Source organism: Pseudomonas sp. NCCP-436 (assembly GCF_019656335.1).
In the GTDB taxonomy this organism is placed as follows: domain Bacteria; phylum Pseudomonadota; class Gammaproteobacteria; order Pseudomonadales; family Pseudomonadaceae; genus Aquipseudomonas.
This window is the reverse complement of record NZ_BPLZ01000002.1, coordinates 74,576-94,607: the sequence shown is the minus strand read 5'-3', so window position 1 is coordinate 94,607 and position 20,032 is coordinate 74,576. Positions and strand designations below refer to the sequence as shown.

The 20,032-nt window shown below is 62.2% G+C and carries 19 protein-coding genes, 2 tRNA genes and 3 pseudogenes; 18 read left to right on the top strand and 6 right to left on the bottom strand.

Annotated features, from left to right (window positions below; genetic code table 11):
• Window positions 1-2: 2 nt before the first annotated feature.
• The 8 genes and pseudogenes from NCCP436_RS02520 to NCCP436_RS02485 all read left to right on the top strand — a co-directional run bounded on the left by NCCP436_RS02520 (window position 3) and on the right by NCCP436_RS02485 (window position 6,512).
• The gene (locus tag NCCP436_RS02520) at window positions 3-950 is read left to right on the top strand and encodes a MerR family transcriptional regulator (RefSeq protein ID WP_220802218.1); all 948 of its coding nucleotides are present in this window, start codon (window positions 3-5) and stop codon (window positions 948-950) included.
• Entirely contained in the window at window positions 938-2,374 is a 1,437-nt protein-coding gene (gene phrB, locus NCCP436_RS02515; protein WP_220802217.1) for a deoxyribodipyrimidine photo-lyase, read from the top strand. The genes NCCP436_RS02520 and phrB overlap by 13 nt, the downstream gene beginning before the upstream one ends.
• A 156-nt stretch (window positions 2,375-2,530) precedes the next feature.
• Window positions 2,531-2,722, top strand: a pseudogene (locus NCCP436_RS02510) (SAM-dependent methyltransferase); the annotation flags it as partial.
• Window positions 2,715-3,239 (top strand): DUF2878 domain-containing protein, encoded by a 525-nt coding sequence (locus NCCP436_RS02505; protein ID WP_220802215.1) that lies wholly within the window; start codon window positions 2,715-2,717, stop codon window positions 3,237-3,239. The pseudogene NCCP436_RS02510 and the gene NCCP436_RS02505, both read left to right, overlap by 8 nt.
• Before the next feature lie 30 nt (window positions 3,240-3,269).
• Window positions 3,270-3,572, top strand: a pseudogene (locus NCCP436_RS02500) (YkgJ family cysteine cluster protein).
• 321 nt (window positions 3,573-3,893) lie between these two features.
• Window positions 3,894-4,230 (top strand): annotated as a pseudogene (locus NCCP436_RS02495) (cbb3-type cytochrome c oxidase subunit I); the annotation flags it as partial.
• Window positions 4,231-4,443: 213 nt separating this feature from the next.
• On the top strand, window positions 4,444-5,577 hold the full coding sequence (locus tag NCCP436_RS02490) for an HPP family protein (RefSeq protein WP_220802214.1): 1,134 nt from the start codon (window positions 4,444-4,446) through the stop codon (window positions 5,575-5,577).
• A 74-nt stretch (window positions 5,578-5,651) separates the two neighbouring features.
• Window positions 5,652-6,512, top strand: a complete 861-nt coding sequence (locus tag NCCP436_RS02485; RefSeq protein WP_220802213.1) for a LysR family transcriptional regulator — start codon at window positions 5,652-5,654, stop codon at window positions 6,510-6,512.
• Between the two features lie 32 nt (window positions 6,513-6,544).
• Here NCCP436_RS02485 and NCCP436_RS02480 read toward each other — a convergent pair whose 3' ends face one another.
• The 6 genes from NCCP436_RS02480 to hemA form a co-directional block, all read right to left on the bottom strand.
• Window positions 6,545-7,060 (bottom strand): acyloxyacyl hydrolase, encoded by a 516-nt coding sequence (locus NCCP436_RS02480; RefSeq protein WP_220802212.1) that lies wholly within the window; start codon window positions 7,058-7,060, stop codon window positions 6,545-6,547.
• Window positions 7,061-7,140: 80 nt separating this feature from the next.
• Window positions 7,141-7,929: a glutamate racemase gene (gene murI, locus NCCP436_RS02475; protein WP_220802211.1), complete on the bottom strand. Its 789-nt coding sequence runs from the start codon at window positions 7,927-7,929 to the stop codon at window positions 7,141-7,143.
• Window positions 7,919-8,671 carry a molybdopterin-synthase adenylyltransferase MoeB gene (locus tag NCCP436_RS02470; protein WP_220802495.1) on the bottom strand — a complete coding sequence of 251 codons (753 nt, stop codon included), beginning with the start codon at window positions 8,669-8,671 and terminating at the stop codon, window positions 7,919-7,921. Before NCCP436_RS02470 ends, murI begins: the two co-directional genes overlap by 11 nt.
• Before the next feature lie 4 nt (window positions 8,672-8,675).
• Window positions 8,676-9,509, bottom strand: coding sequence for a peptide chain release factor N(5)-glutamine methyltransferase (gene prmC / locus NCCP436_RS02465; RefSeq protein WP_220802210.1), 834 nt, complete (start codon window positions 9,507-9,509; stop codon window positions 8,676-8,678).
• 107 nt (window positions 9,510-9,616) lie between these two features.
• Window positions 9,617-10,699 (bottom strand): peptide chain release factor 1, encoded by a 1,083-nt coding sequence (prfA, locus tag NCCP436_RS02460; protein ID WP_220802209.1) that lies wholly within the window; start codon window positions 10,697-10,699, stop codon window positions 9,617-9,619.
• The gene (hemA, locus tag NCCP436_RS02455; protein WP_220802208.1) at window positions 10,696-11,976 is read right to left on the bottom strand and encodes a glutamyl-tRNA reductase; all 1,281 of its coding nucleotides are present in this window, start codon (window positions 11,974-11,976) and stop codon (window positions 10,696-10,698) included. The genes prfA and hemA overlap by 4 nt, the downstream gene beginning before the upstream one ends.
• A gap of 209 nt (window positions 11,977-12,185) precedes the next feature.
• On the opposite strand from hemA, the gene NCCP436_RS02450 reads away from it, so the two are divergent.
• The 10 genes from NCCP436_RS02450 to NCCP436_RS02405 all read left to right on the top strand — a co-directional run bounded on the left by NCCP436_RS02450 (window position 12,186) and on the right by NCCP436_RS02405 (window position 19,998).
• A complete protein-coding gene (locus NCCP436_RS02450; RefSeq protein ID WP_220802207.1) occupies window positions 12,186-13,913 on the top strand; it encodes a tetratricopeptide repeat protein in 1,728 nt (575 codons plus the stop codon).
• Window positions 13,913-14,527, top strand: a complete 615-nt coding sequence (gene lolB / locus NCCP436_RS02445; RefSeq protein WP_220802206.1) for a lipoprotein insertase outer membrane protein LolB — start codon at window positions 13,913-13,915, stop codon at window positions 14,525-14,527. Before NCCP436_RS02450 ends, lolB begins: the two co-directional genes overlap by 1 nt.
• Before the next feature lie 72 nt (window positions 14,528-14,599).
• Window positions 14,600-15,469 carry a 4-(cytidine 5'-diphospho)-2-C-methyl-D-erythritol kinase gene (gene ispE, locus NCCP436_RS02440; protein ID WP_220802205.1) on the top strand — a complete coding sequence of 290 codons (870 nt, stop codon included), beginning with the start codon at window positions 14,600-14,602 and terminating at the stop codon, window positions 15,467-15,469.
• Between the two features lie 26 nt (window positions 15,470-15,495).
• Window positions 15,496-15,570 (top strand) — tRNA-Gln (locus NCCP436_RS02435).
• Window positions 15,571-15,627: 57 nt separating this feature from the next.
• Window positions 15,628-15,702: transfer RNA gene (locus NCCP436_RS02430), tRNA-Gln, on the top strand.
• 45 nt (window positions 15,703-15,747) lie between these two features.
• Window positions 15,748-16,689, top strand: coding sequence for a ribose-phosphate pyrophosphokinase (locus NCCP436_RS02425; protein ID WP_220802204.1), 942 nt, complete (start codon window positions 15,748-15,750; stop codon window positions 16,687-16,689).
• 108 nt (window positions 16,690-16,797) lie between these two features.
• A complete protein-coding gene (locus NCCP436_RS02420) occupies window positions 16,798-17,403 on the top strand; it encodes a 50S ribosomal protein L25/general stress protein Ctc (RefSeq protein ID WP_220802203.1) in 606 nt (201 codons plus the stop codon).
• Window positions 17,404-17,472: 69 nt separating this feature from the next.
• Window positions 17,473-18,063 carry an aminoacyl-tRNA hydrolase gene (gene pth, locus NCCP436_RS02415; RefSeq protein ID WP_220802202.1) on the top strand — a complete coding sequence of 197 codons (591 nt, stop codon included), beginning with the start codon at window positions 17,473-17,475 and terminating at the stop codon, window positions 18,061-18,063.
• 33 nt (window positions 18,064-18,096) lie between these two features.
• The gene (gene ychF / locus NCCP436_RS02410; RefSeq protein ID WP_220802201.1) at window positions 18,097-19,197 is read left to right on the top strand and encodes a redox-regulated ATPase YchF; all 1,101 of its coding nucleotides are present in this window, start codon (window positions 18,097-18,099) and stop codon (window positions 19,195-19,197) included.
• Between the two features lie 363 nt (window positions 19,198-19,560).
• Entirely contained in the window at window positions 19,561-19,998 is a 438-nt protein-coding gene (locus NCCP436_RS02405) for an AraC family transcriptional regulator (protein ID WP_220802200.1), read from the top strand.
• The last annotated feature ends 34 nt before the right edge of the window (window positions 19,999-20,032 follow it).

Below are 20,032 nucleotides of genomic sequence, written 5' to 3'. Positions count from 1 at the left end.
CTATGACCAGAGAAACCATTGCCGATGAAGACACCAGCCAGGATTACCGTCAGGCGCTCGACAAGGGCTACCTGCCGATCCGTGAAGTCGCACGCCGTACCGGCGTCAACCCTGTCACCCTGCGTGCCTGGGAGCGCCGCTACGGCCTGATCGTGCCGTTTCGAACACCCAAGGGCCATCGTCTCTACTCGGCGGCCAACGTCGAACGCATTCACGCCATTCTCGCCTGGCTGGCGCGCGGCGTTTCCGTTGGTCAGGTCAAGACGCTACTCGATCACGGCGAACTGCATCAGGTCAGCGACAACGACAACTGGGTGCACCTGCGTCACGAGATACTCGGCTGCATCACTCAGCTTAACGAGCATCGCCTGGATGACCGTTTCAACTCGGCGCTGGCACTCTACCCGGCCAGTACGCTGGCCGAACAGTTGTTATGGCCGCTGCTTGGTGATCTGCGCCAGCGCTGGCAGGGGCAATTCGCTGCCCGCGCCGAGCAGGTGTTTTTCCTCTCCTGGCTACGCAGCAAGCTGGCCACCCGCATCTATTACGGCAATCGCCAGCTCGGCGGTGCACCGCTGCTACTGATCAATCTGGGGGATGCGCCGATGGAACCAGGCCTGTGGCTCTGCGCCTGGCTGGCCAGTTCAAGTGATTGCCCGGTGCAAGTCTTCGACTGGCCGCTGCCCCCCAACGAAATGCTCATAGCGTTGGAACACATAGCACCACGCGCCGTGCTGCTCTATGCCGAAAACGCCCTGGACAGCAGCTTCGTGCGGCGCCATTTACCCCGCCTGGCCGAACAATGCCCGGTGCCACTACTGATCGCCGGCCCTGCTACACACATTCATCACGAGGCCCTGACTGGCCTGGAGTGTGCCTACGATCCGCTCGCCACACACGCCTGGCTGCTACGTCAAGGCCTGCTCGATGTTCAACCATGCGGCAACTGATGTGGTTCCGCAGTGACCTGCGTATCCAGGACAACACCGCGCTCAGTCAGGCGATGAGCCGCGGCCCGACCATCGCCCTGTACCTGCTCACGCCTGGTCAATGGCAACGCCACGACGATGCGCCCTGCAAGATCGACTTCTGGTTGCGAAATCTGTGCGAGCTGAGCAAGTCGCTGGCCGCGCTGAATGTGCCGCTGCTGGTGCGCCAGTGTCACGACTGGAGCGACGCCCCACTGCAGATCGCCGACATCTGCCGGGAGCACAACATCTTCTCCGTGCATGCCAACGAGGAATACGGCGCTAACGAAAATCTGCGCGATCGTCAGGTCAGTGCCTACCTCAAGCTGCAAGCCATCGCCTGGCACAGCCACCTCGACCAGGTTCTGTTCAAGCCGGGCAGCATCCTGACACGCAGCGGCAGCTACTTTCAGGTCTACAGCCAGTTTCGCAAGGTCTGCTACGAGCACCTGTACAACGCACTGCCGGCGCAGGCAGGGCGGCTACGGGCACAGATGCCGCTGAACGTTGCAAGCGACATCGTGCCGGAAGCCGTCAGGGACTTCGCTCCGCCGAGTGACAGCCTGCGCCAGCTATGGCCGGCAGGCGAGCAAGCCGCACAGAATCGCCTGGCCAATTTCATCGACGAGCAGGCGGCTTTCTACCAGGACGAACGCGACTTCCCCGCTAAACCGGGCACCAGCCAGCTATCGGCCTACCTGGCAGCCGGCATCCTCTCGCCGCGACAATGCCTGCATGCTGCGCTGTCGGCCAACCACGGCGAATTCGACAGCGGCAACCCGGGCGTGGCGGCCTGGATCAACGAGCTGCTCTGGCGCGAGTTCTACAAGCACATCCTGGTCGGTTATCCGCAGGTCTCGCGGCATCGTGCATTTCGCCCGGAAACCGAGGCACTGCCTTGGCGTGATGCGCCGGACGAACTGGCCGCCTGGCAGCAGGGCCGCACCGGATTGCCGATCATCGACGCAGCCATGCGCCAGTTGCTGGCAACCGGCTGGATGCACAACCGCCTGCGTATGATCGTCGCCATGTTCCTCACCAAGAACCTGCTGATCGACTGGCGCGAGGGCGAGCGCTTCTTCATGCGCCATCTGATCGACGGTGACCTGGCCGCGAACAACGGCGGCTGGCAGTGGAGCGCTTCCACCGGCACCGACGCCGCCCCCTACTTCCGCATCTTCAATCCGATCAGCCAGTCACAGAAGTTTGATCCCGATGGCCACTTCATTCGCCAGTGGCTACCGGAGCTGACCAGGCTGAACAAACGTGACATCCACGATCCTTCCGCACCCTGCGGCCTGTCCACGCCGGCCGACTATCCACCGCCGATAGTCAACCTGTCGCGCTCACGCGAACGCGCTTTGGCGGCGTTCAGGAAACTGTCGACCAGGGAGCGTCCGACATAAGCAACTTTCCACGTGACTTCATTGTACTGAACGAGCTGTCCTGTAATCCGCTGGATTTCATCCAGCGCTACACCGCTGCCGATGGCACCCTGCTCTCGTCGCAAGAAATGCTCGCTGCGTTCGCATACCGACCCTAATCTGTACTGCACCTTATGACACGAAAACTTGCGCCAGGCATGCCAGCGCCTGACGCAACTACGCCATGACGATTACGTCTATCGCCTACTGCTCTTCTACCTTTGCTGTTGCGAAGGTGTATTCCTCGAACGCACCATTGGCAGCGCAAAACTGCTGCTGACCAAACCGGCCTCACGCCCTGCACCACTGCTAGGAAACTTCGATGCCTAAGCTGATCATCAATGCCCTCCTGTCCCTGCTCGGCTGGCTCGTCTGCATGTTTGCGGGCGATAGCCCCTGGCTGCTGCTCGTGGCAGCGATCATCGGCGTGCACCTGCTGTGGGTCAGCAGCTGGGCGACGGAAGGCAAGCTGCTGGTCAGCGTGTTTCTCGCCGGCAGCGCGCTGGACAGCTTTCTGCTGAACATGGGGGTATTCGACTTTGACGAACCACGCCAACTGATCCCTCTGTGGCAGGCCTTGCTCTGGTTGTTGCTGGCCAGCACCCTCAATCACTGCCTGGCCTGGACGGCTCAGCCCTGGTGGCGCAGCAGCCTGCTTGGCGCACTTGGCGCACCACTAATCTATTACGCCACCACCAAGATCGCCGGCGTCGCCCTGCCGCTCGGCACCTGGCAGACCCTGGCCATCCTGGCTCTGACCTGGGCTGCGGTGATGCCGGTACTGCATGGCTTCGCCAAGCTGTATCGCGAACAATACGAGCAGAGCCTGCGCAGCCGGAATCCCTGATCATCGTGGCGTGACGTACACCACCGCGTCATGAGCGAAACCATCCCCTCGACCATTCCCGAGATCAGTTGCAGCACCTGCACAGCCTGCTGCTGCCAGCTTGAAGTGATGCTGTTCGGCGACACCGGTGTGCCGCAACGCTACATCGAAACCAACGAGTGGGGCGGCAAGGTCATGCGCCGTCTGGACGACGGCTGGTGCATCGCCCTCGATCGCGACACCATGCGTTGCACCATCTACGCACAGCGCCCGCCGATCTGACGCGAGTTCGAACTCGGCGCGCCCGAATGTCTGGAAGAACGTCGTGGCATCGCCACTGCCTACCGCCAATAGAATTTCATCCATGAATTTTGTTGCTGAATAAGTGCATTTCTATAAATGCATGGTGATCAGGCATGGAGCATGCGTCTCAGCCCAACACCGGGCCACTCCAGCCAGTAGGCCCCGACGCGCTGCGCCGGGGGCCGCCTCCCAAGCCTTGATATCAATAAAACAGAGCACAGCTGAATTTATTATTAATTAGTCGAATTCTTTTTCATCCCGCACACTTTCCGCCCTCTCTCCCACGAACCTGTCCGTGCTCTCGCGAACCGGACGACAGCCCGTTTCGAGCGACAGGAGAGACACGCCTGAAATTCTCAGCAAGACGGATTCATGATGGCTACCCTTGCGACTGCCCTCCACTACTACAACTACGAGATCGTTCGCCGCTTTACCCTCACCACACTGTTCTGGGGCATCCTCGGAATGGGCATGGGAGTGCTCATCGCAGCCCAATCGGGCTGGCCCGAACTGAACTTCGGTATTCCATGGCTCAGCTTCGGACGTGTCCCTCCCATTCACACCAATCTGCTGTGCCTTGCCTTCGGCGGAGACGCCCTGTTCGCTAGCTCCATCTACGTGCTGCAGCGTACCTGCCGGGTACGGATACCTGGCCCACTTCCTGTTCCGGGGCTGGCAGGCAGAGGTGCTGGCCATGATCTTCAGTTATTTGCCCAGGGTCCCAAAGCTGCGGCGCGCATGAAGCAAGCCACCGGCCGCCCCTGCGAGATCACAACGCAGCCGGTCGAAGTCTGCGCCAACAAGGCCGAACAGCACCTGCTCGCCTGACGTTCCTCGCCCAGGGACGGGCGTCCCGACGTGCCGCTTGCGGCACCCTACGGGCTTTTCAGCAGTGAGGAGCCCTCTTTTTTTACCGGATACCATGAACACATCATCACGCCTGCACCAATGGTGCATCGCCTTTCTCCCCGACGCCCCGCACACGCGCCCTCGGGAATGGCTGCGCGCGGCACTCGGCGCCAGCCTGGGTTTCGTCTTCACCACCTGGCTGTGCAGCCAGCTGTTCGGCCCGCAGTTGGCCGTGCACTTCTCCGGCCCGCTGGCCGCCTCGGCGGTACTGCTGTTCGCCGTCTCTTCCGGCGCACTGGCGCAGCCCTGGTCGATTGTTGGCAGCTATCTGTGTGCAACGCTGGTCGGCGTACTGGCCGGCCAGCTGATCGGTCACAGCCTGCCCGGCGCTGCTCTGGCGATAGCGCTGAGTCTTTTGCTGATGTGTCCGCTGCGTTGCCTGCATCCACCGGGCGGTGCCATCGCCTTCTGCATGGTGTTCGCGCCGTCAGCGCCGGGCATAGCGGTCTGGTACCCGGCCCTGACGGTGGTGACCGCGGCACTGGGCCTGCTTGGCAGCGCGCTGATCTACAACAACCTCACCGGCATGCGCTACCCGCGCCAGACCACACCGCCGGCCGGTACTCACCACACCCGCGACCCGGTGCCCGGCGAACGCGTGGGCATTCGCGACACCGACCTCGATCAGGCGCTCGATGAACTCGGCGCCTTTGTCGACGTGACGCGCGAAGACCTCGCCATGATTGTGAAAAGCACCGAACGCTACGCGCTGCGCCGGCACATGGGCGACATCCGCGCCGGCCAGGTCATGTCACGCGACCTGATCTGCGCCACACCAGGCACCAGCATCAAGCAGGGCCTGCACCTGCTGCGTCATCACCATCTCAAGGCGCTGCCGATCCTCGATCACAACCGCAAACTGGTCGGCATCGTCAGCCTCAGCGACCTGATCTCCCCGCTGCACCGCCGTCTGCCAAAGCGCATCGGCCTGTTCAGGCGGCGGCCCCGTCCGCGCCTGGGCGATCTGATGACCAGCCCGGTACGCTGCACCGACGTCGACACGCACGTGGTCGAGCTGATCGGCGTGCTGTCCGACCGTGGCCTGCACTGCCTGCCGGTACTGGAGAACGAGAAGCTGGTGGGCGTCATCACCCAGACGGACGTGATTGCGGCGTTGCAAAGAGAGCTGCTGGCCCACTTCGAGTGATTGCGTGAACTCATGACGCCCGCGGTAGCAACCCTTACACTGCTTGTCTGCCCGATTGCTGAGCCCGCCACGACATGGACATCGATCTGACCCGCACCTTTCTGGAAATCGTTCGCAGCGGCAGTTTCATTGCTGCCGCCGAACGCCTGCACGTTACCCAGACGGCCGTCACCGCTCGCGTCCAGAAACTCGAAGCCCACCTGGGCTGCACGCTGTTCGTACGCAACCGTGCCGGGGCCAGGCTGACGGCCGACGGCGAAGCCTTCGTCGCCTACGCCAACCAGATACTGCAGACCTGGGAGGCGGCGCAGCGCGACCTGCCTCTGCCGGAGGGCTATCACAACGTCATCCACATCGGCGGCGAAGTCAGCCTGTGCAACCCGCTGATGCTGCGCTGGGTCAGCCGTATCCGCACCCATATCGACCAGTACGCCGTACACACCCACATCGCCGCTGGCCAGGAGCTGCTGCGCCAGCTGGAACTGGGCGTACTGGATGCCGCCCTGGTGTATCAGCCGCACTACTGGCCGGGCATGCAGGTGGAGCAGTTGCTCGAGGAAAAGCTGATCCTGGTGCGGGCGAAGAATCCGGAACCCTACGTGTACATCGACTGGGGCGAGGCGTTTCGCCTGCAGCACGACAGCGCGCTACCTGACAAGGCCAAGGCAGCGGTGTCCTTCAACCTCGGGCCGCTGGCCCTGCAGTACATCCTCGAACATGGCGGCTCCGGCTACTTCCGCACGCGGGTGGTGCAGAGCTACCTGGACAAGAAGGTGCTCAAGCGCGTGCCCCGTGCGCCCGAGTTCAGCTACCCGACCTATCTGGTGTATTCCCGCGAGCGTGATTCGGCGGTGCTGCAGCAGTCGTTCGACCTGCTGCGCCAGATCATCGCCGAAGGCACCGACTGGTCGCAGCGCTGGGACCCGATGATCTGAGCGGTTCTTGCCACTGCTTCGTCGAGAGCTGTTTAGAAATTCATGCGGTAATGCACGGTATAGGCCTCTACACCATCGTTGGGTTTCTTCAGGCCGGCGTTGGAATAGTGGATGGCACGCAGACCGATTTCCTGGCCGGCAAAGCGCAGGCCGACACCGAAACGATCTTCAAACTGGAAGGACGAACCCAGACGGTTGTCTTCCAGCTCGGTGCTGGAAAATGCTGCCACGCCAATGCCTGCCTCGATATAGGGTTTGACGGTCTGACCAGAGAACTCGTAAACGAATACCGGAGCAAACGACAGGCTGTGGTTACTAGCTGTTTTGTCACCGTCCCAGTAGGTGTAGCCCAGATCCCAGTAGCCGGTCAGTCGCCCCAGGTCACTCTGCAACCAACTGCTGCTCCAATCCCACTGCGCCCCCAGACGATAGACCATAGTGGAGTCGCCACTCTGACCGATTGCCACGCTGACATCTGCGGCCTGCACAGTTCCGGCCATAACCAGTGACACGGATGCGGCAGTAACCAAGGCAAACAACTTCTTCATAAGTTATTCCTTCTATGGAAAGGTCTTATTGACTCACGGGGCGATTATAGCCATTGCAGAACACTGAACATGCCCGCCTACTATAACGAAAGAACATTTGCCGAATCACCCAGCAGCAACGGCAGCACGTCGGCAAAACGGCGGGCGTCACCACTGCTCCAGTAGCGGGTTGGCTGTGCTGGCCCTGCGGCCAGCAGGCCATGGCGCTCCAGCAACCGCTGCAGCTGACGGGCAACCGCAGCGCCAGTATCGATCAGGCGCACCGAGCTGGGAACCAGTGTCGCCAGCAACGGCCGCAGAAAGGGATAGTGAGTGCAGCCCAGGATCAACGTGTCGCAACCCTCGGTCAGCAGCGGTTCCACATAGCGCAGCAGCAGTGCGCGGGTGGCTGGTGCCTGTAGCTCTCCCGCCTCGATGCACTCCACCAACCCGGGACAAGGCTGGGTCACCACCCGCACGTCACTGGCGAAGCGATCGAGCAGAGCGGCGAATCGGGCACTCTTCAGCGTACCAGTGGTCGCCAGCACGCCGACCACGCCACTGCGCGTGGCTGCCGCGGCAGGCTTCACCGCAGGCTCCATGCCGACGATGGGCAGGCTCGGATAACGTTCGCGCAACTCTGCAGCCGCAGCGGCAGTCGCGGTATTGCACGCCAGCACCAGAGCCTTGGCGCCCTGCTCCAACAGGTGCTCGGAAATCAGTTGGCAACGGGCGCGGATATACTCGGCGCTTTTCTCGCCATAGGGCACGTGGCCACTGTCGGCAACATACAGCAGCGACTCCGCCGGCAGCAGCTGGCGGATCTCACGCAGTACGGAGAGCCCGCCGACCCCCGAGTCGAAGACCCCGACCGGCGCGTTACTGGGCATCGCCACACACGGCACAGTCCGGGTCACGCCGCACTCGCAGTTCGCGAAACCGTGAACCCAGCGCATCGATCAGCAGCAGGCGGCCCACCATGGGCTCGCCAAAACCGGCCAGCAGTTTCATTGCCTCCAGAGCCTGCAGACTGCCCACCAGCCCGACCAGCGGCCCGGCGACACCGGCCTCGCTGCAGGTCAGCTCCGCTTCACTGCCATGGCCATACAGGCAGTGGTAACAGGGGCTGTCCGCCTTGCGCGAATCGAACACCGAGAGCTGGCCCTCCAGACGGATCGCCGCTCCGGACACCAGCGGCAGGCCGGCCTCGACACAGGCGCGGTTTACCGCCTCGCGAGTGGTGAAGTTGTCGCAGCAGTCGATCACCAGATCCACCGCCTGCACAGCGGCCGCCAGTGAGTCGGCATCCAGCGCCTGGCGATGCGCAAACAGACGGACGTGAGGGTTGAGCGCGGTCAGCCGAGCCATGGCCGAATCCACCTTGGCCTGGCCAACGCTGGTCGTGTCATGCAGGATCTGTCGCTGCAGGTTGGTCAGATCGACCGTATCGAAATCCGCCAGATGCAACTCGCCGACCCCGGCCGCAGCCAGGTACAGCGCCACAGGCGAGCCCAGTCCGCCCATGCCGACAATCAGTACGCGCCCCTGGCGCAGGCGCATTTGCCCATCGATATCGATCTGTTTCAGCAGAATCTGCCGGCTGTAGCGCAGCAATTCCTCGTCGTTAAGCATGTCTTCACTCATGGTCGTAACGTCCCAGACTGATGCGCTCATGACCGGCCAGGTCACGCCGGCTGTGTACTTCGGCAAAGCCCCGGGCCGCCAGTAGCGTACGTACCGTCTCGGCCTGATCGAAACCATGCTCCAGCAACAGCCAGCCGCCCGCTTCAAGATGCGCTGGCGCCTCGCTGATGATTGCCCGCAGGTCGTCGAGCCCGTCCTCACCCGCCACCAGTGCACTACCGGGTTCGAAACGCACATCACCTTGCGTCAGGTGGCAGTCGTCGGCACGGATATAGGGCGGATTGCTCAATATCGCGTCATAACGCCGCCCTTCCAGTGCCGAAAACCAGTGGCTCAGGCTGAAAAGGACATTGTCCAGGCCAAGACGCTGGCGATTGCGCTCGGCCAGCAGCACGGCCTGTTCGATCCGATCCACCCCGGTAAGCAGCCAGGCAGGCCTTTCACTGGCCAGTGCCAGAGCGATCGCCCCGGTACCGGTTCCCAGATCCAGCAGCGCACGGGGCGTGGCCGGCAACAGCGCCAGGGCGGTTTCCACCAGCAGCTCGGTGTCCGGCCTGGGGATCAGGGTATGCGGCGCCACTTCCAGCTCCAGGTTCCAGAACCCCTGGTGACCGAGGATATAGGCCACCGGCTCACCGGCACGGCGACGTGCCAGACTCGCCTGGAAGACAGCCAACTGCGTAGCGTCCGGCTCACGCTCCGGCCAGGTACGCAGGTAACTGCGCGGCTTGCCCAGAGCGTCAGCCAGCAGCAGCTCGACGTCCAGGCGCGGGGTGGGCGAGTCGGGCAGGTCGGCACTGGCGAGCAGAGATTCGATGGTAGCCATGGTGTTCTCAAAGGGTGGTCAGGCAGCAGCGCTGCGGCGAACGCAAGCTCGGTGAAACATCCCGGCGGAGCACTACAGAGCCTGCCCAGCAAGGCAGACGCCGGCCATCAGTCGCCCAGTGCCGCCAACTGGTCAGCCTGGTATTCGGCCAGCAGCGGCTCGATCACAGCGTCGATCCCGCCAGCCATCACCTCATTCAACGAGTACAGGGTCAGGTTGATGCGGTGGTCGGTCACGCGCCCCTGCGGGAAATTGTAGGTACGAATGCGCTCTGAGCGATCCCCCGACCCCACCAGCAGTCTGCGCGTCTCGGACATCTCCCGGTGCGCGGCGGCCTCCTGCTGATCCTGCAGGCGGGCCGCAAGCCAGGCCATGGCCTTGGCGCGGTTCTTGTGCTGCGAACGTTCTTCCTGGCACTCGACCACGGTGCCGGTGGGAATGTGGGTAATACGGATCGCCGAGTCGGTGGTATTGACGTGCTGCCCACCGGCACCAGAGCTGCGGAAGGTGTCGATGCGCAGATCCGCCGGATTGATCTCGATGGCGGCCTGCTCGTCCGGTTCCGGCAGCACTGCCACGGTACAGGCGGAAGTATGGATACGTCCTTGCGACTCGGTTTCCGGTACACGCTGAACACGATGGGCGCCGGACTCGAACTTGAGCTTGGCATAGACGTTGTCACCCTCCACCCGGGCAATCACCTCCTTGTAACCGCCATGCTCGCCTTCACTGGCCGATAGAATCTCGACTCGCCAGCCCTGCTTCTCGGCATAACGCGAGTACATACGGAACAGATCACCGGAGAAGATCGCCGCCTCATCACCACCAGTACCGGCGCGTACTTCCAGATAGACGTTGCGGCTATCGTTGGGATCCTTCGGCAGCAGCATGCGCTGCAGACGGTCTTCCAGGTCGACCAGTGCAGTGCGGGCCTGCTCGACCTCTTCCTCGGCCATGGCGCGCAGATCCGGATCGCTGTCCTTGAGTAGCGCCTGAGCGCCTTCGAGATCGTCCTGCACCTTGCGCAACTCACGGAAGGTTGCGATCACCGGCTCGATTTCAGCGTACTCCTTGGAATAGGCACGAAACTCGCTTTGCCGGGAGATCACCTCGGCATCGCCGAGCAGCGCCGTCAGCTCCTCGAAGCGGTCGCTGAGGTTGTCCAGTTTTTTCAGCAGTGAAGCTTTCATCGGGGCCCCTTGCTGGGCGACACGCCCTCGTCGAGGGCGAACAGTTCCTGAGCCAAGCTGAGCGCATCGAGGCGCCCGTCGGCGGTAAGTTTCTTCATGCGCACGCTGGGCGCGTGCAGCAGCTTGTTAGTCAGGCCTCGGGCCAGCTGCGCCAGTACCTCGTCGGGATTGCCGCCATTGGCCAGCAGCCGCCGGGCCTTGGCCAGTTCCTCGTCACGCAGGCGCTCGGCCTGCTGCCGGTAGGCCTTGAGCACGTCCACCGCCGCCAGCTCGCGCAGGCGCTGCATGAACTCCTCGGTGCCGGCGGCTACCAGCTCCTCGGCGGCCTGCGCCGCGCCCTGACGACTCTTGAGGTTTTCCTCGATGACCTCATGCAAATCATCGACCGTATAGAGGTAGACGTCATCCAGATCGCCCACCTGCGGCTCGATATCACGCGGCACGGCAATATCGACCATGAAGATCGGCTTGTGCTTGCGCTTCTTCAGCGCCCGCTCCACTGCACCCTTGCCGAGAATTGGCAACTGGCTGGCCGTGGAGCTGATAACGATATCGCTGTTGACCAGCTCATCCGGAATGTCCGACAGCAGCACGGCATGCGCGCCGAATTCCTCGGCCAACTGGCTGGCACGCTCCAGGGTTCGGTTGGCGACGACTATGCGCTTGACGCCCTGGTCATGCAGGTGACGCGCCACCAGGCTGATGGTCTCACCGGCGCCGATCAGCAGCGCCTGGCTGCGGTGCAGGTCAGCGAAAATCTGCTTGGCCAGACTGACCGCGGAAAAGGCCACGGAAACCGGGTTCTCGCCAATGGCCGTGTCGGTGCGCACAGTCTTGGCCGTACTGAAGGTCGCCTGGAACAGACGCCCAAGCAGAGGACCGACAGTGCCGGCCTCGCGCGCCACGGCATAGGCCGACTTGAGCTGACCGAGAATCTGCGGCTCGCCCAGCACCATTGAGTCCAGCCCGCAGGCTACGCGCATCATGTGACGCACCGCGTCCTGCTCGCTGTGCACATAGGCGCAGGCACGCAGCTCATCGAGACTCAGGCGGTGATAATCGGCCAGCCATTGCAAAACTTCCTCACTGCTTAGCTGCTCCTGCTCCAGGTACAGCTCGCTGCGATTGCAGGTGGAAAGAATGGCAGCCTCGCGACTGGGCGTAAGCCGGCATAGCTGGCGCAACGCATCGACCAGTTGCTCGGGTGTGAAAGCAACGCGCTCACGCACCTCTACCGAGGCGGTCTTGTGGTTGATCCCAAGGGCGATAAAGGCCATGCAGAGTCGCTGAGGAGGCAATACGGAAGCCGGCAATTGTCCTACTTCGCTCCGGAGAGAACAACTCCCGCGACCGATTGTCCCAATAGACAGCCGGCTTCATCGCCGGCCCAGTGGGCTTGCCCCAAGGCTTGTGTCATGATGCCGCGACGGCTGCAGGGCTTGCGGCGATAGCGCAGCAGCCCCGAAATCACGCACGACTAGACACTATGAACAGAACCCTTGCGTTGCTCAGCGCACTCGCCCTCCTCGGCGGTTGCCAAACTTTCGCCCCCGTCGATCAGGATGGCACTCCCCCTGTACAGGAAGCCCAGCAAAGCTCCACCACAGAGCCGACCAGCTACGGCTCGTTCAGCCAGGAAACCCTGTTCGACCTGCTGACTGCCGAACTGGCCGGGCAGCGCAACCGCTTCGACATTGCCCTTGACAACTACGTGACCCAGGCGCAGGCAACCCGTGACCCGGGCGTTGCCGAGCGGGCCTTCCGCATTGCCGAATACCTCGGCGCCGAACAGGCCGCCCTGGAAACGGCGCTGATTTGGGCCGATACCGCACCGACGGTGATAGACGCGCAACGTGCAGCTGCCGTGCAACTGGCCCGTGCTGGCCGCTACGACGAATCCATGCGTTACATGGAGACCGTGCTGCAGCGCCAGGGCAACACCCACTTCGACTTCCTCGCCCTTTCGGCAGCGGAAACCGACCCGGATACCCGCACCGGCCTGTTGCAAGGCTTCGACCGCCTGCTGTCCAAATATCCGGATAACAGTCAGCTTCTGTTCGGCAAGGCGATCCTGCTGCAACAGGACGGTCGCACCGAAGAGGCACTGAAGCTGCTTGAGGATCAACCATCCAGCCAGACCGAAGTCTCACCGATCCTGCTGCGTGCCCGACTGCTGCACAGCCTCGGTCGAGGTAACGAGGCCCTGCCACTGCTGCAAAAAGGTGTCCGGCTGCATCCGGACGACAAGCGACTGCGCCTGACCTATGCGCGCCAGCTGGTCGAACAGGATCGTCTCGACGAGGCCAAAGGCGAGTTCTCCAAGCTGGTCTACGAGAACCCCAATGACGACGACCTGCGCTTCTCCCTGGCTCTGGTGTGCCTGGAAGCCGAAGCCTGGCAGGAAGCCATCGTTTATCTGGAGGAGCTGGTAGAACGGCGCAGCCATGTCGATGCCGCTCACTACAATCTGGGCCGCGCCTACGAGGAGCAGGGAGAGACCGACAGCGCCCTGCAGGAATATGCCCGGGTCGGACCGAGCAACGAATACCTGCCGGCGCAGCAACGCCGTGCACAATTGCTGTTTGACCAGGACCGCAGCGAAGAAGCCAGCGCCCTGCTCGCTCAGGCCCGCGACAACCAGCCGGACTACGCCATCCAGCTCTACCTGATTGAGGCCGAAGGCCTGAGTAACAGCGGCCGGGTGGACGCCGCCTGGCAGACCGTAGCCCAAGGGCTGGAACAGTACCCGGACGACCTCAACCTGCTCTACACCCGCGCCATGCTGGCCGAAAAGCGCGACGATCTGGAGCAGCTGGAGAGCGACCTGCGTTACATCATCGGACGTGAGCCGGAGCACGCCATGGCACTCAACGCCCTCGGCTACACCCTGGCGGATCGCACCCCACGCCACGCCGAGGCCCTCGAACTAATCGAAAAGGCCTACGCTCTCAGCCCGGAAGATCCGGCGATCCTAGACAGTCTCGGCTGGATCAACTATCGCCTGGGCAACCTCGACAAAGCCGAACGCCTGCTGCGCCAGGCCCTGTCTCTCTATCCGGATCACGAAATCGCCGCCCACCTCGGCGAGGTACTGTGGGCCCAGGGACGACAGCGTGAAGCCCGCAGCATCTGGCGCAGCGCTCTGAGCGAGACACCTGACAGCCCCATCCTGCGTGACACTCTGTTGCGCCTGACCGGTTCCGAGAGGCCCTGATGCTGCGATTCTTCCTCGCTTTAAGCCTGCTCGTCCTGCTCGCCGGCTGCAGCGGCCTGACGCCCCGTGAATCGCTACAAGGCCAGGGCGATGCCAGGCTCTGGCAAAGCCACAAGCAGCTCATCAGCCAACTCGACGGCTGGCAGATCAGCGGCAAGATCGGTATTCGCGCCCCACGCGACTCCGGCAGCGCCACGCTGTTCTGGCTGCAACGCCAAGACTACTATGACATCCGCCTGTCCGGCCCGCTGGGCGGCGGCGCAGCGCGCCTGACCGGCCGCCCCGGCAACATCCTACTGGAAGTGGCCAACCGTGGCCGTTTCCAGGCCGAATCGCCGGAGGCCCTGCTGCAAGAGCAATTGCGTCTGGAGTTGCCGGTGTCGAATCTGCTGTGGTGGATTCGCGGTCTGCCGGCACCAGACAGCCACAGCCGCATCAGCCTCGATGGCGACAGCCGCCTGGCCCGACTGGAACAGGACGGCTGGCAAGTCGACTACCTGCGCTACACCGAGCAAAACGGCTACGTCCTTCCCGAGCGTCTGAAGCTCCAGGGCGCCGACCTGGAAATCACCCTGGTGCTCAAGGACTGGCAACCACGCCAGCTCGGACAGTAGATACCACAAGACAGCTACCCTGCCTGGCCGGAGTACACGCGCCAGGCCTGCCACCCTCCTGCAGACTCCACCATGACCGCCATTACCGCCGACGCCGAACTGATCCTGCCCGCCCCGGCCAAGCTCAACCTGATGCTGCACATCCTCGGTCGCCGTGAAGACGGCTATCACGAGCTGCAGACCCTGTTCCAGTTCCTCGACCACGGCGACGAACTCGGCTTTGCCGTGCGTCAGGATGGCCAAATCAGGCTACACAGCGCAGTTCCCGGAGTTCCTCACGACAGCAACCTGATCGTGCGTGCCGCCCGCAGCCTGCAAGAAGCCAGCGGCACTCGCCTTGGCGCCGATATCTGGCTGGACAAGCGCCTGCCCATGGGTGGCGGCATCGGTGGTGGCAGCTCCGATGCCGCCACTACTCTGGTCGGCCTCGATCATCTGTGGGACACCCGGCTCGGCGAAGATCGCCTGGCCGAACTGGGCCTGCGTCTGGGGGCCGACGTGCCGGTATTCGTGCGCGGCCGCGCAGCCTTCGCCGAAGGCGTCGGCGAGCGCCTGCAACCGGTCACTCTGGAGGAACCCTGGTTTCTCGTAGCAGTACCGCAAGTCTTTGTCAGCACGGCAGAAATTTTCAGCGACCCCGAGTTGACACGCGATACTCCGCCTATTAAAGTTCGCAGCCTTCTTGAGGGGGGTGGTCGAAACGACTGCCAGCCGGTAGTCGAGAAGCGTTATCCAGAAGTTCATAACGCTTTGATCTTGTTGAACAAATTTGTTTCGGCTAGATTAACCGGCACTGGAGCTTGCATATTTGGGAGCTTCCCAAATCGGGCCGATGCTGATAAAGTCGCCCGCCAACTTCCAGGCTCTCTACCGAGCTTCGTAGCTCAAGGTCGCAACATCTCGATGCTGCACCGAAAGCTTCAGGCACGGGCCAAGAAGTGAATGCTCAGCATTCGGTTATACGATACAGGGGCGTCGCCAAGCGGTAAGGCAGCAGGTTTTGATCCTGCCATGCGTTGGTTCGAATCCAGCCGCCCCTGCCATAACCTCTCACAGAGAGGCTTCGTCAAACCGCATCAGGGGTGTTCGACACAGACTACAGGGGCGTCGCCAAGCGGTAAGGCAGCAGGTTTTGATCCTGCCATGCGTTGGTTCGAATCCAGCCGCCCCTGCCATTTTCCATACCCATCCAGGTATAGCCCTGCCGGCAGGTACTGCGCGTGTCCAAGATGATGGTCTTCACGGGGAATGCAAACCCCGATCTGGCGCGACGGATCGTTCGTCAGCTGCACATCCCCCTCGGCGACGCCTCAGTCGGGAAATTCTCCGACGGCGAAATCATGATTGAGATCAATGAAAACGTTCGCGGAAAAGACGTTTTCCTGATCCAGCCGACCTGTGCACCCACCAACGATAACCTGATGGAACTGGTAGTGATGGCCGACGCCTTCCGTCGCTCCTCGGCTACCCGTATCACCGCTGTTGTCCCCTACTTCGGCTATGCCCGCCAGGATCGCCGTCCGCGCTCCGCTCGCGTGGCAATCAGCGCCAAGGTCGTGGCCGACATGCTGGCCAACGTCGGTATCGACCGAGTGCTCACCGTCGACCTGCACGCCGACCAGATCCAGGGTTTCTTCGACATCCCGGTAGACAACATCTATGGTTCCCCGGTGCTGGTCGATGACATCGAGGATCAACGTTTCGAAAACCTGATGATCGTCTCTCCGGACATCGGTGGCGTGGTTCGCGCCCGTGCCGTTGCCAAGAGCCTCGGCGTCGATCTGGCGATCATCGACAAACGTCGCGAAAAGGCCAACCAGTCTGAAGTGATGCACATCATCGGTGACGTTGAAGGCCGTACCTGCATCCTTGTCGACGACATGGTCGACACCGCCGGCACCCTGTGCCATGCGGCAAAGGCACTGAAGGATCGTGGCGCCGAGAAGGTCTATGCCTACTGCACCCACCCGGTGCTGTCCGGCCGCGCCATCGAAAACATCGAGAATTCCAGCCTGGACGAGCTGGTGGTGACCAACACCATCCCGCTGTCCGCTGCAGCCCAGTCCTGCTCGCGCATTCGCCAGCTGGACATCGCTCCGGTAGTGGCTGAAGCCGTTCGCCGCATCAGCAACGAAGAATCCATCAGCGCCATGTTCCGCTAGTCGGAACGGGCCTGATAAACACGGCCCCGCCATGAGCGGGGCTTTTTGCCACACCGCCCAACGCTGGTCGCAAGCGTGAAGGCGGTTTGGTTATTTTGGAGAAATGAAATGACTGACTTTACCCTGAATGCCGAAGTGCGTTCCGACCTGGGGAAAGGTGCGAGCCGCCGCCTGCGTCGTAACGCCAACCTGGTTCCTGCCGTAATCTACGGTGGCGACAAGGCCCCGCAATCCATCAGCCTGCTGAACAACCAACTGGTCAAGGCTCTGGAAAATGACGCTTTCTTCAGCAGCGTTATCACCCTGAACGTAGCCGGCACTACCGAGAGCGTGGTTATCAAAGCTCTGCAACGTCATCCATCCAAAGGCTTCGTTCTGCACGCTGACTTCCAGCGCGTGGTTGCCGGCCAGAAGCTGACTGCCCATGTTGCCGTTCGCTACCTGAACGAAGAAACCTGCATTGGCGTCAAGCAGCAGGGTGGTGAAGTCTACCGCGTTACCCCGGAGCTGGAGGTTTCCTGCCTGCCGAAGGACCTGCCTGACTTCATTGATGTTGACGTCGCCAACCTGGAAGTCGGCCAGAACATCCACCTGTCCGACCTGACCCTGCCGGCCGGTGTCGAGCTGGTTGCCCTGGCTCATGGCAACGACCTGGTGGTTGCCAACGTCAAGGCCTCCCGCGTGCAGGCTAGCGAAGAAGGCGCTGCCGAGTAATCCTCCGGCTGCAACGGATACGACCCGGCAGACGATCACGCCGGGTCATTTCCAGAGAAGGGCTCCCGTATGACCGCCGTACAACTGATCGTTGGCCTTGGCAACCCAGGCCCCGAATACGACCAGACCCGGCATAATGCAGGGGCCCTTTTCGTTGAGCGCCTGGCTGCCAGCCGGGGCGTCAACCTCAGTATCGATCGCAAGTATTTCGGCCTGGTGGGCAAGTTCAGCCATCAGGGACGCGATGTTCGTCTGCTCATCCCCACCACCTACATGAACCGCAGCGGCCAGGCCGTGGCGGCGCTGGCCAACTTCTTCAAGATCAAGCCTGAAGAAATCCTGGTGGCCCACGACGAACTCGACATGCCCCCGGGCGTCGCCAAGCTTAAACAGGGCGGCGGTCATGGCGGGCACAACGGCCTGCGCGACATCATCGCCCAGCTCGGCAACCAGAACAGCTTCCACCGCCTGCGCCTGGGCATCGGCCACCCTGGCCACGCCAGCCTGGTTTCCGGTTACGTACTGGGCCGTGCACCGCGTAGCGAACAGGAACTGCTCGACACCAGCATCGGCTTCGCTCTGGATGTAACTCCGGAAATCCTGGCCGGTGACTGGACCGTGGCCATGCGCAAGCTGCATAGCCAGAAAGCTACCCGATAACTTTTCATCGCCTTTGGCGCGAGGGATAACACCATGGGATTCAACTGCGGCATCGTAGGCCTGCCCAACGTCGGCAAGTCCACCCTGTTCAATGCCCTGACCAAATCCGGCATCGCAGCGGAAAACTTCCCCTTCTGCACCATCGAGCCGAACAGCGGCATCGTGCCGATGCCGGATCCCCGCCTGGATGCACTGGCCGAAATCGTCAAGCCCGAGCGGGTCATTCCCACCACCATGGAATTCGTCGATATCGCCGGCCTGGTAGCGGGCGCCTCCAAGGGTGAGGGCCTGGGCAACAAGTTCCTCGCCAACATCCGCGAGACCGACGCCATCGCCCACGTGGTGCGCTGCTTCGAGGACGACAACGTCATCCACGTGGCCAACAGTGTCGACCCCAAGCGCGACATCGAAATCATCGACCTTGAGCTGATCATGGCCGACCTCGACAGCTGCGAGAAGCAACTGCAGCGCGTTGCCCGTACCGCCAAGGGCGGCGACAAGGAAGCCGTGGCACAGAAAAACCTGTTGGAAAAGCTCATTCCACATCTGACCGAAGGCAAGCCGGCGCGCAGCCTGCTCAAGAACCTCGGCGACGAGGAGAAGAAGTTGGCCCGCAGTTTCCATCTGCTAACCACCAAGCCGGTGATGTACATCGCCAACGTCGCCGAGGATGGCTTCGAGAACAACCCGCACCTGGACGTGGTCAAGGCCATCGCCGAGGAAGAAGGCGCCATCGTGGTGCCGGTGTGCAACAAGATCGAGGCGGAAATCGCCGAGCTGGACGATCCTGAAGAGATGCAGATGTTCCTTGAGACCATGGGCATGGAAGAGCCGGGCCTGAACCGCGTGATCCGCGCCGGTTACGCCCTGCTCAACCTGCAGACCTACTTCACTGCCGGGGTGAAGGAAGTACGCGCCTGGACCGTGCGTGTAGGCGCCACCGCCCCGCAGGCCGCCGCCGTAATCCACACCGACTTCGAGAAAGGCTTCATCCGCGCCGAAGTGGTAGCCTACGACGACTTCATCGCCTACAAGGGCGAGGCCGGAGCCAAGGAAGCCGGCAAATGGCGCCTGGAAGGCAAGGATTACATCGTCAAGGATGGCGACGTGATGCACTTCCGCTTCAACGTCTAGATTGCCTTAAGGCTGTTAAACCAAACCCAAACCCCGGTCAATCCGGGGTTTGACGTATCTATAGAGTGCGTGAAACTGTTCGGCATTGCCTGAGCAAAGGTGTTGCCCCCCGCATGCAAAGACACATTCAAGTAAGCCCAGGCTCCTTCAGGCACCGAGACCTGTCGCCTAGCCCACAGGGAGCATAGGGGTTCTACCCGAACACTCCACATCACCACCTCGTACTCTGAATTACAATCAGCCGGCTTATCATGCATCCGATCATCTTGTCTGGCAGACAACAGAGTGAGCCGGCGCTGCGTGACCCGGGCAGCCACCAGCCATTGAAACGGGTGGGTTTCACCTTCATGAGGCAAGGACGACATGAATATTCAACACATCGAAGCCATTTCCGTACTGCAACAACAACACCGTCTGAACATCGCGCAGATCGGTGAACGGGCAGCAGCGGCACTTGCCGAGTTGCAGGCCGATGCGGCTGCGCGCGGGATGGAAATCAGCGGCCCGCCCATATTTCAAGCCCAGCAGATGCCGCAGGACGCGCAATGCGAGTTCTCCCTGGCCTTCTGCCTGCCGGTGAGCGGTAAGACGGCTCAGCAACTACCTGCCTTGCGCTGCGCCAGCCGGATCTACCAGGGGGCACTCGACGGCTTGTTCAGTGAGGGTTACGAGCCCTTGCTTGCAGCCATCACGGCTGCGGGTCTGCGCCCCAGCGGCGAAAGCCGCGAGGTTTACCACTGCTGGCACGGCCCGCAGTCGGCAGACAATCGCATCGAGATCCAGATCGGCCTGCTGGGCTGATGCCATGGGTTGCCGGGCACGTCCCGGCAACCTC

Excerpts from the sequence above, each read along its gene's own strand:
- prmC (WP_220802210.1), bottom strand. The coding sequence starts at position 9,509 with ATGGCTACCATCGAATCTCTGCTCGCCAGTGCCGACCTGCCCGACTCG.
- ispE (WP_220802205.1), top strand. The coding sequence starts at position 14,600 with ATGACCGCCATTACCGCCGACGCCGAACTGATCCTGCCCGCCCCGGCC.
- NCCP436_RS02505 (WP_220802215.1), top strand. The coding sequence starts at position 2,715 with ATGCCTAAGCTGATCATCAATGCCCTCCTGTCCCTGCTCGGCTGGCTC.
- NCCP436_RS02490 (WP_220802214.1), top strand. The coding sequence starts at position 4,444 with ATGAACACATCATCACGCCTGCACCAATGGTGCATCGCCTTTCTCCCC.
- NCCP436_RS02450 (WP_220802207.1), top strand. The coding sequence starts at position 12,186 with ATGAACAGAACCCTTGCGTTGCTCAGCGCACTCGCCCTCCTCGGCGGT.
- pth (WP_220802202.1), top strand. The coding sequence starts at position 17,473 with ATGACCGCCGTACAACTGATCGTTGGCCTTGGCAACCCAGGCCCCGAA.
- NCCP436_RS02405 (WP_220802200.1), top strand. The coding sequence starts at position 19,561 with ATGAATATTCAACACATCGAAGCCATTTCCGTACTGCAACAACAACAC.
- NCCP436_RS02420 (WP_220802203.1), top strand. The coding sequence starts at position 16,798 with ATGACTGACTTTACCCTGAATGCCGAAGTGCGTTCCGACCTGGGGAAA.
- lolB (WP_220802206.1), top strand. The coding sequence starts at position 13,913 with ATGCTGCGATTCTTCCTCGCTTTAAGCCTGCTCGTCCTGCTCGCCGGC.
- murI (WP_220802211.1), bottom strand. The coding sequence starts at position 7,929 with ATGCCCAGTAACGCGCCGGTCGGGGTCTTCGACTCGGGGGTCGGCGGG.
- phrB (WP_220802217.1), top strand. The coding sequence starts at position 938 with ATGCGGCAACTGATGTGGTTCCGCAGTGACCTGCGTATCCAGGACAAC.
- ychF (WP_220802201.1), top strand. The coding sequence starts at position 18,097 with ATGGGATTCAACTGCGGCATCGTAGGCCTGCCCAACGTCGGCAAGTCC.
- prfA (WP_220802209.1), bottom strand. The coding sequence starts at position 10,699 with ATGAAAGCTTCACTGCTGAAAAAACTGGACAACCTCAGCGACCGCTTC.
- NCCP436_RS02480 (WP_220802212.1), bottom strand. The coding sequence starts at position 7,060 with ATGAAGAAGTTGTTTGCCTTGGTTACTGCCGCATCCGTGTCACTGGTT.
- hemA (WP_220802208.1), bottom strand. The coding sequence starts at position 11,976 with ATGGCCTTTATCGCCCTTGGGATCAACCACAAGACCGCCTCGGTAGAG.
- NCCP436_RS02520 (WP_220802218.1), top strand. The coding sequence starts at position 3 with ATGACCAGAGAAACCATTGCCGATGAAGACACCAGCCAGGATTACCGT.
- NCCP436_RS02485 (WP_220802213.1), top strand. The coding sequence starts at position 5,652 with ATGGACATCGATCTGACCCGCACCTTTCTGGAAATCGTTCGCAGCGGC.
- NCCP436_RS02470 (WP_220802495.1), bottom strand. The coding sequence starts at position 8,671 with ATGCTTAACGACGAGGAATTGCTGCGCTACAGCCGGCAGATTCTGCTG.